General features: G+C 45.4%; 10 protein-coding genes. 7 read left to right on the forward strand and 3 right to left on the reverse strand.

Features of this window, described 5'->3' with window-relative positions:
* The first annotated feature begins 17 nt into the window (after window positions 1–17).
* From ACFGVR_RS07315 to ACFGVR_RS07330, 4 genes are all read left to right on the forward strand, one after another.
* Entirely contained in the window at window positions 18–1442 is a 1425-nt protein-coding gene (locus ACFGVR_RS07315) for an MFS transporter (RefSeq protein WP_448702089.1), read from the forward strand.
* Window positions 1396–3291: an alpha-amylase family glycosyl hydrolase gene (locus tag ACFGVR_RS07320; RefSeq protein WP_448702090.1), complete on the forward strand. Its 1896-nt coding sequence runs from the start codon at window positions 1396–1398 to the stop codon at window positions 3289–3291. The genes ACFGVR_RS07315 and ACFGVR_RS07320 overlap by 47 nt, the downstream gene beginning before the upstream one ends.
* Window positions 3292–3435: 144 nt before the next feature.
* Complete coding sequence (pulA, locus tag ACFGVR_RS07325) at window positions 3436–5424, forward strand: type I pullulanase (RefSeq protein WP_448702091.1); 1989 nt, start codon at window positions 3436–3438, stop codon at window positions 5422–5424.
* A gap of 7 nt (window positions 5425–5431) precedes the next feature.
* Window positions 5432–6490, forward strand: coding sequence for a glycoside hydrolase family 53 protein (locus ACFGVR_RS07330; RefSeq protein WP_448702092.1), 1059 nt, complete (start codon window positions 5432–5434; stop codon window positions 6488–6490).
* On the opposite strand, the gene ACFGVR_RS07335 is transcribed toward ACFGVR_RS07330, so the two are convergent.
* Window positions 6491–6763 carry a hypothetical protein gene (locus tag ACFGVR_RS07335; protein WP_448702093.1) on the reverse strand — a complete coding sequence of 91 codons (273 nt, stop codon included), beginning with the start codon at window positions 6761–6763 and terminating at the stop codon, window positions 6491–6493.
* A gap of 87 nt (window positions 6764–6850) precedes the next feature.
* On the opposite strand from ACFGVR_RS07335, the gene ACFGVR_RS07340 reads away from it, so the two are divergent.
* Together ACFGVR_RS07340 and ACFGVR_RS07345 are read left to right on the forward strand one after the other, a co-directional pair.
* Window positions 6851–7393, forward strand: coding sequence for a quercetin 2,3-dioxygenase (locus ACFGVR_RS07340; protein ID WP_448702094.1), 543 nt, complete (start codon window positions 6851–6853; stop codon window positions 7391–7393).
* Between the two features lie 9 nt (window positions 7394–7402).
* The gene (locus ACFGVR_RS07345; RefSeq protein WP_448702096.1) at window positions 7403–7600 is read left to right on the forward strand and encodes a hypothetical protein; all 198 of its coding nucleotides are present in this window, start codon (window positions 7403–7405) and stop codon (window positions 7598–7600) included.
* Between the two features lie 209 nt (window positions 7601–7809).
* On the opposite strand, the gene ACFGVR_RS07350 is transcribed toward ACFGVR_RS07345, so the two are convergent.
* Entirely contained in the window at window positions 7810–8538 is a 729-nt protein-coding gene (locus ACFGVR_RS07350) for a hypothetical protein (protein WP_448702097.1), read from the reverse strand.
* A gap of 300 nt (window positions 8539–8838) precedes the next feature.
* Window positions 8839–10980, reverse strand: a complete 2142-nt coding sequence (dcp, locus tag ACFGVR_RS07355; RefSeq protein ID WP_448702098.1) for a peptidyl-dipeptidase Dcp — start codon at window positions 10978–10980, stop codon at window positions 8839–8841.
* Window positions 10981–11466: 486 nt separating this feature from the next.
* Between dcp and ACFGVR_RS07360 the strand changes: the two genes are divergently transcribed.
* Window positions 11467–12324 carry a sigma-70 family RNA polymerase sigma factor gene (locus ACFGVR_RS07360; RefSeq protein ID WP_448702099.1) on the forward strand — a complete coding sequence of 286 codons (858 nt, stop codon included), beginning with the start codon at window positions 11467–11469 and terminating at the stop codon, window positions 12322–12324.
* Window positions 12325–12594: the final 270 nt, after the last annotated feature.

Below are 12594 nucleotides of genomic sequence, written 5' to 3' on the forward strand. Positions count from 1 at the left end.
ATTAAACCATTAACATCGTGAGAAAAGTTGTAGAAAAACCCAGGCTTACTTTTTGGCAGATATTCAACATGAGCTTTGGCTTTTTGGGTATCCAATTTGGCTTCGCCCTGCAAAATGGCAATGCCTCGCGTATTCTGCAAACTTTTGGCGCCGATGTGGAGCACCTGTCACTTTTCTGGCTGGCGGCGCCCATTACAGGCATGATCGTGCAGCCATTAATCGGTCATTACAGCGACCGTACGTGGAACAGGTTAGGCAGGCGCAAACCTTATTTCCTGGCTGGGGGTATCCTGTCGGGTGTGGCATTGCTATTTATGCCCAATGCCTCGTTACTGGCTTTTTTGCCACCGGTAATGGTGGGTGCAGGTGTGCTGATGATCATGGATGCCTCGTTTAACGTAGCTATGGAACCTTTCAGGGCATTGGTTGCCGATAACCTGCCCGATAGCCAACGCAGTGCGGGTTTTTCTATCCAAACCTGTTTAATAGGTTTAGGCGCCGTTGCCGGATCTGTTTTGCCCTGGGTGCTGGCGCATTTTATTAATGATACCAATACCGCCAAAGGCCATGTTCAGAACAACGTGATCTACTCGTTTTATGCAGGTGGTATTGCATTGATCGCCTGTTTGGCGTGGACGATCTTTAAAACCAAAGAATACCCGCCCGAGGAGTACGCCAGGTTCCATCCCGAAGAAACAGAACCAGAGCACAAAGCCGGTATCGGTGTTATTTTAAAAGATTTTGCCGCCATGCCGCGCACTATGCGCCAATTGGGCCTGGTGCAATTTTTTTCGTGGTTCGCGCTATTCAGCATGTGGGTTTTTACCTCTCCGGCCGTAGCCCAGCATATTTACCACGTTGCCCCCGGCGATACTACCTCCAAAGGGTTTAAAGATGCCGGCGACTGGGTAGGTATTTGCTTTGGCGTTTACAACGGTATCTCGGCTATTTATGCGTTATGCCTGCCGGCGATAGCAAGAGCTACCAGTCGTAAAATAGCACACGCTTTTTCGCTCATCGCGGGCGGTGTGGGCTTGTTGTCGATATTCTTTATCCGCAATGAGAACATGCTGCTGCTATCGATGGTGGGCATTGGCCTGGCCTGGGGCAGTATTTTGGCTATGCCGTATGCTATCCTGTCAAGCTCCATCCCCGCTAAAAAGATGGGCGTTTACATGGGCATCTTTAACTTCTTTATCACCTTCCCGCAAATTATCAACGGCTTTTTTGGCGGCTGGATAGTGAAGAGCATTTTTGGCGGCCAGGCTATTTACGCCCTGGTGCTTGCCGGAATTTTCATGCTTTGCGCCGCAGTTTCAGTACTCTATGTAGAAGACGGAAAAGACATCCGCTTTACTCCAACAATAACCCCTCCAACAACTAAACATACACCAAATGAAAAAGATAACATATTTGTTGCTGATAGCCACGGCGTTAGTTAGCGCATGCAGCAAAAAGAACGATCCGGGTACCGATAACGGCGGAGGCGGGGGTACTACGGTTACCAACGGTAAACCCTTACCCAGTGGTGCTAATGATGGTGTGACGTTTATTAACTCGGGCACCTCGGTAATATTTAATTTATATGCCCCGGGCAAAACTACGGTTGGCGTAATTGGCGATTTTAATAACTGGGGAGCTACAACCATGAACCAAACGCCCGACGGCACCCGCTGGTGGGTGCAGATAGATAACCTTGACCCGAATAAGGAATACTCGTACCAATACCTGGTTAACGGCAGCCTAAAAGTGGCCGACCCTTACTGCGATAAGATCCTTGATCCGGCTAACGACAGCTATATCCCAGCCAGTGTATATCCCAATTTAAAAACGTATCCATCAGGGCAAAGCGGCATTGTAAGCGAGTTTCAATATAACCAAACCGCTTACACATGGAAGACTACCAATTTCACCCGTCCGGATAAAAAGAATCTGGTGATCTACGAGTTGCATGTGCGCGATTTTATCGGCACACACAGCTATAAAACTTTAAAGGACACTTTGAGCTATTTAAGCAACCTGGGCGTAAATGCGGTTGAACTGATGCCGGTTAATGAATTTGAAGGTAATGATTCCTGGGGTTATAACCCTGACTTTTACTTTGCGCCCGATAAATATTACGGCACCAAAAACGATCTGAAAGCTTTGATAGATGAATGCCACTCGCGTGGGATAGCAGTGATACTGGATATGGTTCTGAATCATTCGTTTGGCTCATCACCAATGGTGCAGCTGTATTTTAACAGCACTACACAAAAGCCGACACCGGATAACCCGTGGTTCAATGTGGATCCTACCCATCCGGATAACGTGGGTTACGATTTTAACCACGAGAGCGCGGCAACCAAATACTTCGCTAAAAACGTGATGAAATTTTGGATGACCGAGTACCATATCGATGGATACCGCTTTGACCTGGCCAAAGGTTTTACCGAAAAAGTTACCACTACCGAGGCCGCCTGGGGTGTTTACGATGCCAGCCGGGTAGCTATCTGGAAAGATTATAACAGCTTTATTAAAAGTGTCGACCCCAATAATTTTTACGTGATATTGGAAAACTTTGCATCAGACCAGGAACAAAAAGAAGAATCGGACCAGGGCATGATGCATTGGAACAATATGAACTATAATTTTAATGAGGCTACAATGGGTTATGTGGGCACTTCGGATCTGGGTGGGTTGTTTTTTACACCGCATACTTTTACCGCGCCCGACTACCTGGTAGGCTATATGGAAAGCCATGATGAGGAACGCATCCAGTTCAAAAACACCAATTATGGTAATGCAAGCGGATCATACAACGTAAAAGACCTGGCAACGGGCCTTAAACGCGATGAAGCCGCTGCGGCCTTTATGCTGAGCACGCCCGGGCCGAAAATGATATGGGAGTTTGGTGAACGGGGTTATGATATCAGTATCAATAATACCAGTCGCCTGAGCGATAAACCGCCGCATTGGGAATATATGAACGACCCGCTGCGTAAAGGTTTGTATAATGCCTACGCCAAACTGATCAGGATGAAGATCAACAACCCGGTGTTTACCACCTCGAATGTGTTGTATAATGCTACAGGGGGTATTAAATCAATAGCGCTTACCGGTACCGGTGTAAACGTGATGATGGTAGCCAATTTTGATGTATCTACGCAAACTACTGCCGTGGCATTCCCATCGACAGGAACTTATTATGATTATTATACCGGAAACCCGATCAGCGTGGGCACTACATTTACCAATGTAACATTGGCGCCGGGCGAATATCATATTTACAGTACGGTAGCGTTAAAATAAAGGATCGGTATTCACTGTGCTCTTTGTGTTTTCCCTCTCTGTGTTCACTGTGGTAAAAATAACCACAAAGGGCACAGTGAAGTCACAAAGGGCACGGAGTTTTTTATGATACCAGTAAAACTATACATTAGTAGTATAACCGCAATGACCATTTTTAAACCTGTTTTAATATTAGCCTGCTTGAATTTATTTTTATTACCTTTTTATAAAACGACAGGTATTGAAGATGTGCCTGTTTATAACGGTACCGATCTGGGGGTAACTTATACGTCAACAGGAACAATTTTTAAAGTATGGGCGCCCAATGCCGAAGAGGTTAAGTTAAGGTTATACAATACAGGCGAGGGTGGACAGGCTACGTTTAATGAAAATCTGGCAAAGAACGATAACGGTGTTTGGATTGCTGCATTAGATGGCGATATCAAAAACACATACTACACCTTTCAGGTAAAACAGAATGGAAAATGGCTGCTGGAAGCGCCGGATATTTATGCTAAAGCTGTTGGAGTAAATGGGCACCGCGGCATGGTAGTCGATTTGAAAGCGACTAACCCCACGGGCTGGGAAAACGATAAAAAACCTCTCTTTAAAAGCTTTACCGATGCCGTAATTTACGAAACGCATGTGCGCGATATTTCCATCAGCAATAATTCGGGCATTGTGCACCAAGGCAAATTTTTGGGATTGTCCGAAACGGGTACAAAAAATGCCGTAGGGCAAGCAACCGGGTTAGACCATTTAAAAGAGCTGGGAGTAACCCATGTACACCTGCTGCCATCATTTGATTACAATACTGTTGACGAAACCAGGCTCAGCGAAAAGCAGTACAACTGGGGTTACGACCCACTGAATTACAATGTGCCCGAAGGCAGTTATTCGACCAACCCTTACGATGGCAATGTGCGCATCCGCGAGTTTAAGCAGATGGTGAAAGCTTTGCATGCCAATGGCTTGCGGGTGATACTGGATGTGGTGTATAATCATACCAGCGATGCCGAACATTCCAACTTTAACCAGTTTGCGCCGGGCTATTTTTACCGGATGAATGCTGATGGCAGCTATGCCAATGGTACAGGTTGCGGTAACGAAACTGCATCCGAAAAGCAGATGATGCGTAATTTTATGGTGCAGTCGGTAGTGTATTGGGCCACTGAATATCATCTGGATGGCTTTAGGTTTGATTTGATGGGCATCCATGATATAGAAACCATGAATGCCATTAGTGATGCACTGCATAAAATTGACCCAACCATGCTGATTTATGGCGAGGGCTGGACGGCGGGCAACACCCCGCTGCCCGAAGAGCAACGTGCCGTGAAAAAGAACGCTTACAAACTGAAACAGGTAGCCGTGTTTGATGATGACATGCGCGATGGTTTAAAAGGCGGCTGGAGTGATGTGAAAGCCAAAGGTTTTGTAAGCGGCGCCACGGGCAATGCTGAGTCGGTTAAGTTTGGGATAGTAGCAGCAACACCGCATCCGCAGGTTAATTACCAAATGGTTAATTACTCCAAAAGCCCATGGGCGGCGCAGCCTTACCAGTGCATCAACTATGTATCCTGCCATGATGATAATACCTTGTTCGACAGGTTGAAAATATCCAACCCAAATGCTACCGAAGATGAACTGATCCGGATGGATAAGCTGAGCAATGCTGTGGTATTAACCTCGCAAGGTGTAGCATTTTTACATTCGGGGGCCGAGCTGCTGCGCACCAAGCAGGGCGTTGCCAATTCGTATAAATCGCCGGATGAGATCAATGAGATAGATTGGAGCAGGAAGACAAAATATCAACCGGTTTTTAATTATTATAAGCAACTGGTTTGGCTGCGGCGTAATCACCCGGCGTTCAGGATGCCGAACACACAAATGATCTCGGAACGGCTGTCGTTTATGGATATAGCCGACCCATGCCTTATTGCTTACCAGATCAAGGGTAATGCCAACGGCGACCAATGGAAAAATATCCTGGTGATGATCAATGGTAATGCAGCATCCCGTAAGGTAACACTTCCGCCCGGCAAATGGACGCTTGTTGGCGATGAAAACAGCATTAACGAAAAAGGCATCCGCACAGGTATTACTGCCGAATTAAACATTCCGGCTACAGCTTTGTATATTTTACATGATTAACCGCACCATGAAAAAAAGCAGCCTATTATTTGTTTTAGTGATATTAGTATCGATAGTAAGCTGCGGCAAAAGCGGCGGCGGTACTGATAATGGTGGCGGCACAGGCGGTACAACAACTACTACGACAGGCCTGCCGGCAAGCTTTGCCAAAGGCGCCGATATAAGCTGGCTGACGCAGATGGAAGCCGCCGGCTATAAGTTTTACAACAGCAGCGGCACCCAGCAGGATTTATTACAGATACTAAAAGACAAAGGTGTCAATTCTATTCGCCTGCGGGTATGGGTAAACCCATCCGATGGCTGGTGCAACAAGGCTGATGTTTTGGCCAAAGCTATCCGCGCCAAAAATATGGGGATGCGCATCATGATCGATTTTCACTACAGCGATAGCTGGGCCGACCCCGGTAAACAAACCAAACCGGCTGCCTGGGTTGGGCAGGATATTAACGCGCTGAAAACATCAGTGTATAACCATACGCTTGATGTTTTAACCACCCTGAAAACAAACAATATTACCCCCGAGTGGGTGCAGGTTGGCAACGAAACCAACGATGGCATGCTTTGGGAAGAAGGGCGCGCCTCGAAATATATGGCAAACTTTGCGACGTTGGTTACCAGCGGGTATAATGCCGTTAAGGCTGTAAGTACCAATATTAAGGTAATTGTACATGTTTCTAACGGGTACGATAACAGCTTGTTTCGCTGGATGTTTGATGGGTTAAAGGCCAATAATGCCAGCTATGATATTATCGGGATGTCGTTATACCCAACCACCAGCAACTGGGCCGACCTGGATAATCAATGCCTTACCAATATGAACGATATGGTTGCCCGTTATGGTAAACCGGTAATGATAGTAGAAGTGGGGATGGATGTGAATTCGCCAGCCACTTGTAACTCATTTTTAAAAGATATCATCACCAAAACCAACTCGGTTACCGGCGGCAACGGCCTGGGCGTGGTTTATTGGGAGCCTGAATGCTACAACTGGCAAAACTACTCGTCAGGCGCGTTCGATAATTCTGGCAAACCTACGGCTGCGATGGATGCATTTTTAATCAACTAATCACTCTTCATTCAGATCATGCCCGGTAGGGTTTAGGGTATACTCAAAGTTTTCGTAATTGTTGTGGAAGATGAATTTGAGGCGTTCGCGGGGTTCGCTAATATCCAGCGAAAGCGCACCTAAAACTTCGGGTACATTATCGCGGATCAGTTTCAGATCGGTAATGTTGGGCATCATGATCAGGATATCATCGCCCTGCGGGGTTATTTCCCAATGTTTAAGGTTGGCGGCCTTTAAAACTTCGATCCATTTGTGCTGATAGTTGTTCATCATCTATTTATTTACTAAGTATTAAAGGATCAAAAGAAAAGATGGTTTTTATGATTTGAATTTTTTAGTTTTATCGATTGAAAACCGAGTATGGAACGGCAGATCATTTACCTGAACGAGGATAATAACCTTGAAAGAGCACGCTGGTATATGGGCGGCTTTTTAACATTTATTGCCACAGGCAAAGATACCGGTGGCAAATACGCTTTGATAGAAACCATTATGCGTAAAGGCCTCGAGCCCCCGGGGCATACCCATACGCGCGAAGATGAGAGCTTTTATGTTTTAGAAGGCGAGATGCTTTTTACCGTGGGCGGAAAAGAAAAACTCTTAAAAGCTGGCGACCATATCTATCTGCCAAAAGGCATTCCGCATGGCTTTAAGATCCAAACCGATACGGCTAAATATCTTTTACAGGTGGCACCGGCAGGTTTGGAAGAAATGTTTATCGAGGTAAGCCGCCCGGCCGAAAAACACGAGCTGCCACCACCGCCGGCTGGTCCGCCCAGCCCCGGGTTTATTAAATTAATGGGCGAACTCACCGTTAAATATGGCATACAGAACCTTGATCATACCCAGATCAAGGAGTTAATATATAATATAAGTATACCTGTGATAATGATGTTAAACTAAATTTTTACTATGGATATTAAACACACACAACCCCGTAAAACCTGGATGAAACCTGCAATTGTTTTGATAGTAAATGCAGTTCAAAGCGGAGCGCATCACACTTTCAACGAAGCCACACTTGTACCCGCCCCTGGCGGCTTATTGAAGACGCAAAACGGAGCAGGAGGCTATGTCACACCTGGCCTGTTTTCCTACGTGCATTCTTAAGTTATTGTTTTGGGAGATGTTTTAAGGCTGTAATAACAGGGGTGAGGCGTGGCAGCAATACGTATTGTGGAGTGTGAATAATGTTACCGCGCGAGAGGATCATATCGCGGAAACGCTGGCCGTTTTTACGGTATAAAAAAAGAGGCTCCCATTTGAAAGAGCCTCTTTTATAAAGGTTAACACCAGGGTAAGGTCTTTACAACAATAGCTTACCTGTTGTATATCTCAATAGCTTTTAACATTTGTGTGTTGTACTTGTAGCTGGACAATGTTGCCCCCGCTATCGATGGAATAATTATGGCGAGTGGTGCGGCAAAACTTGTAGATTTAGTATGTCCGTTGGCGTCGGTTCCAGTGGAAAAAACGTTGTGAAACCCGTAGATTGAACCCACCGCTATACCTGTCAATGACAATAAATAGCCTCGTTTCCAGCTTCTGGCACCTTTAGCCACTTGCAGGGCTTCCTCATTGTCGGCTACGTAATCAATTACGGTTCCAACCGTCATCCTGTCAATATCTGTCGACCCGCTTTTTTGAATGTAATATCTTTTTTGTGTGGTGTGGCCAGTCACTATGCTGTTGTACATCGGTGACCCGGGAATGTTATTACCTGGCCCGCCTGGCGACCCATAAGTAGGCATAGAGATCAATTCATATAATAAATTTATTCTACCGTAAGACTCTCCTAAAAGTAGTTTCCGGTTACTTACGCCAAAATACATTCCTTGTGTTTTGATAGATGATATACTATCCAGGGGATATGGTTTTCCGTCGACAGTTACCTTACCAGGTTTTACATCGATGTTGGTTACGTCAACGTGCCTTCCTGAGGCTGTGACAAGGTAACTCGAGTCGCCCCTTACTCCGTTTGTTTTAAAGTGGTAGCTTTTTTCTGTGCCACACGATGCTAAAAATACTGTACATAGGCTGATTGTCATTAAGTTGGTAAATAGTTTCGTCATAAATTAATTGTGATTTTGGTTTGTTAAGCAAGATTAGGTTGAAGTTATTGCGATGAAAATAGCTTTTTTTGTGTAAAACTAAATTATTAGCAATAAAGAGACTGCAGGTAATGAACAACATTACCGGGAGATTGGATGCTTAAACGGACAGTTTGCGGAGGGAATAAGAAGGGTGTCATGGTGAGCCTGTCGAACCATAGCGGGTGGGCCTATGCACCGTCCTTCGACAAGCTCAGGATGACACCCCTCGCTTCAAATTTTTACTACGATAACTATTTAGTTTTCCACCAAACCGCGCTTCAATAATAACCCATGAATATTTGGCGCATGCCCGCGGAAATCGGCAAACATTTTATTATAATCTTCGGTGTTACCGCGCGACAGGATCATATCGCGGAAACGCTGCCCGTTTTTACGCGTTAAGCCCCCGTTTTCGGTAAACCAGGCAAAAGCGTCATCGTCCAGCATTTCGGTCCACAGGTAAGCATAGTAACCGGCAGCATACCCATTACTCCAGATGTGCAGAAAGTAGCTTGAACGGTAGCGGGTAGGTACCTGCGGCAGATCAAGATGGGTATTGTGCAATGCCTGTGCCTCAAAGTTGTCAACATCCTGCAAAGGCGCATTGGCACCTAAGGTATGCCATTGCATATCCAGATCGGCGGCAGCCAAAAGCTCGGTTAAAGCGTAGCCTTGATTAAAAGTGCCGGCTTTTTTGATCTTATCAACCAAAGCCTGCGGCATGGGCTGGCCGGTTTGGTAATGTACCGCGTAGTGTTTAAATACCTGCGGATCAATAGCCCAATGTTCGTTGAATTGTGACGGGAACTCCACAAAATCGCGGGCGGTATTGCTGCCCGAAATGCTGGCATATTGCTGGTTGGCAAACAAGCCGTGCAGGGCGTGCCCAAACTCGTGGAACATCGTGGTTACATCGTCAAAGCTGATGAGGGCCGGTTGGCCGGGAGCTGGTTTGGTAAAGTTACATACATTGTAAACCACCGGTTTTTGTCCCAGTAGTTTCGATTGATCAACCATGTTGCTCATCCACGCGCCACCCGATTTGTTATCGCGTTTAAAATAATCGCAATAAAATAAACCGATCTGGCTACCATCCTGATCAAGCACATCAAACACACGTACGTCGGCCTGGTAAACAGGCAGGTCCTTGCGTTCTTTAAAACTTAACCCGTAAAGCTGATTAGCTGCATAAAACACGCCGTCCTGCAAAACCTTGTTCAGTTCGAAATAAGGTTTGATCTCGTTTTCATCTAAATTAAATTTAGCCTTGCGTACCTGTTCGGCATAAAAGTTCCAGTCCCAGGGCTCCAGTTTAAAGCCACCCTTTTGCTGATCGATCAAAGCCTGGATATCGGCAGCTTCGCGGCTGGCTTTGGCGGTTGCCGGGCCAACCAGCTGGCTCACAAATTTTTCGACGGCTTCGGGTGTTTTAGCCATCTGGTCCTGCAGTTTCCAGGCAGCATAGTTGGCAAAGCCTAATAGTTTGGCCTGTTGGGTACGGATCTGTGCTATACGCGATATCGTAGCCCGGGTATCATTGGTATCGCTTCTTTCGGCGCGGGTGTATGATGCTTCGAATAATTTTTGACGCGTTGCCCGGTTGGTTAACGATTGCAGGCTTGGCTGTTGTGTAGTATTTTGCAACGGGATGAGCCATTTACCATCCATTTGGTTGGTTTTGGCGGCCTGGGTTGCAGCATCAAGCGCGCCGGGTGATAAGCCTGCCAGTTCGGCCTTGTCGCTTACCACTAAGGCACCTGCTTTAGCGGCTGCCAATAGCTTGTTGGTGAATTTGGCTTCAAGGGTGGCATCCTCAGCGTTTAATTTTTTAAGGGCTTCTTTATCGGCATCGTTGAGGTTTGCGCCTGCCAGTACAAATTTTTGATAATAAAACTCAACCAAACGCTTTGATTCCGGGTCGAGCTTTAAGCCCTCGCGCTGTTTGTATATTGCCTCAACCCGTTTAAACAATTTGCTGTTTAAAAAAATGGCATCCTGGTTGGCAGAAAGCTTTGAGGCTTCCTCTTCCTGTACTTTTTGCAGGGTAGGGTTGGTATTTGCGCCGGTTAAAACATTAAAAACGTAGTTGACGCGGGTTAACAGCTGCCCGCTTTTTTCGAGTGCCGCCAGGGTATTGTCAAAGGTTGGCGCTTCCGGGTTGTCGGCAATTTTTTGTACTTCGGCCAGGCGCTGTTTCATGCCTTCTTCCATGGCGGGTTTAAAATGCGCGTCTTTAATTTTATCAAAAGGCGGCGCCTGTAAAGGCAAGGTACTTGCGGTTAGTAACGGATTATCTGCCGAAAGGCTATCGGCACTGCTGCCGGATGTTTTGCTGCCCCCGCACGAGGCCAAAGCTGTTGCCATAGCAATAAATGGTAAAAAATGTATTACTCTCATTTGTTTAATTTATGTTACCCGGAAAAACTGGTTGAGCTAAGTTTAATAAAAGATTAAAAGTACAAACATTGCGCGGCGAAAACAAGGTATAAAATTTTGCCTTAGGGCTGATTCTCAGCATAAACGCGCACGGCCTGTCATGGTAAAGTCGGCAATGAGGTTGATTGTCACCTGATATTAACATTTAATGATTTAACACAAACAACTTATAATGAGTATTGTAAAACTAATTTATAAAACTTACCTTTGCACCTCGAAACAATATTGGCTCAAGATGCGTTATAGCAGCAGAATCAATAATTTTTGTAGAAGGTTGTGGCTATCAGTTTACACAAATGCTTATCAGCATAGTGTCAAAATAACAATGAGGTATAGTTAGATAACAATTTGCAAATAATTTATTTCGTTAATAGTATATCACGAAAGTAATTGACTACATTGTACACATTCCCTTAACGGGATGCGTTTATTCACCAGATTTCAAAAATGAGACAACTCAAAATTTCCCAATCCATTACTAACCGCGAATCTCAGTCGCTGGATAAATACCTGACCGAGATTGGCAAAGTAGATCTGATAACCGCTGACGAAGAGGTTATACTGGCACAAAAAATACGGGAGGGAGACCAGGCGGCTTTAGAGCGCTTAACCAAAACCAATTTGCGTTTTGTTGTATCGGTAGCTAAACAATATCAAAACCAGGGCTTAACCCTTGGCGACTTAATAAACGAAGGTAACCTGGGTTTAATTAAAGCGGCTAAACGCTTTGATGAAACCAAGGGCTTTAAATTTATATCGTACGCCGTATGGTGGATCCGCCAGTCTATCCTTTCTGCCGTTGCAGAGCAAAGCCGTATTGTGCGTTTGCCGCTCAACCAGATCGGATCGTTAAATAAAATACGCCAGGCTTTTTCAAAGTTGGAGCAACAATATGAGCGTGAGCCATCGCAAGCCGAATTAGCTGATATTTTAGAGACCACTGAAGAAAAGATCTGTGATTCGTTAAGTAACTCGGGCCGCCACGTAAGTATGGACGCGCCGTTTGTACAGGGCGAAGAAAATACGCTGCTCGACGTTTTGCAGAACAATGAACCTACCACCGATGACTTTTTGATGGAAGAATCACTTTCACAAGAGATCATGCGGAGCCTGGTTACTTTAGCCGAGCGTGAGCGCGAGGTTATTGTATTGTTCTTTGGCTTAGGTAATAACTACCCGCTATCGCTCGAAGAGATAGGCGAGAAATATAACCTGACCCGCGAACGCGTGCGCCAGATCAAAGACAAAGCTTTACAACGCCTGCGCCATACCAGCCGCAGCAACCTGTTGCAATCGTATTTGTAATATTTAGTGCCAAAAATATTGAAACGCCCCCGAGAGTATCGGGGGCGTTTTTTTTGTGAGCGCATTTTGCGAATGGTAACATTACCTAATCTATAATGGTAACCGACTTAAATTAGCAACGAACAAATTAAACAGGTTTGTTATTGTAATGTGCTGAAATTGACCTAACTTCGTTAATAATCGATGCCCCCGTTGTTTTAACAGACCCTTCGTTCCTAATTAATTTAATTCCATAAGGTAATTCCGGATCGGTGTCCCCCACCGTGATAT

This window comes from Mucilaginibacter aureus, from assembly GCF_053514885.1.

Excerpts from the sequence above, each read along its gene's own strand:
- ACFGVR_RS07320 (WP_448702090.1), top strand. The coding sequence starts at position 1,396 with ATGAAAAAGATAACATATTTGTTGCTGATAGCCACGGCGTTAGTTAGC.
- pulA (WP_448702091.1), top strand. The coding sequence starts at position 3,436 with ATGACCATTTTTAAACCTGTTTTAATATTAGCCTGCTTGAATTTATTT.
- ACFGVR_RS07330 (WP_448702092.1), top strand. The coding sequence starts at position 5,432 with ATGAAAAAAAGCAGCCTATTATTTGTTTTAGTGATATTAGTATCGATA.
- ACFGVR_RS07335 (WP_448702093.1), bottom strand. The coding sequence starts at position 6,763 with ATGATGAACAACTATCAGCACAAATGGATCGAAGTTTTAAAGGCCGCC.
- ACFGVR_RS07340 (WP_448702094.1), top strand. The coding sequence starts at position 6,851 with ATGGAACGGCAGATCATTTACCTGAACGAGGATAATAACCTTGAAAGA.
- ACFGVR_RS07345 (WP_448702096.1), top strand. The coding sequence starts at position 7,403 with ATGGATATTAAACACACACAACCCCGTAAAACCTGGATGAAACCTGCA.
- ACFGVR_RS07350 (WP_448702097.1), bottom strand. The coding sequence starts at position 8,538 with ATGACAATCAGCCTATGTACAGTATTTTTAGCATCGTGTGGCACAGAA.
- dcp (WP_448702098.1), bottom strand. The coding sequence starts at position 10,980 with ATGAGAGTAATACATTTTTTACCATTTATTGCTATGGCAACAGCTTTG.
- ACFGVR_RS07360 (WP_448702099.1), top strand. The coding sequence starts at position 11,467 with ATGAGACAACTCAAAATTTCCCAATCCATTACTAACCGCGAATCTCAG.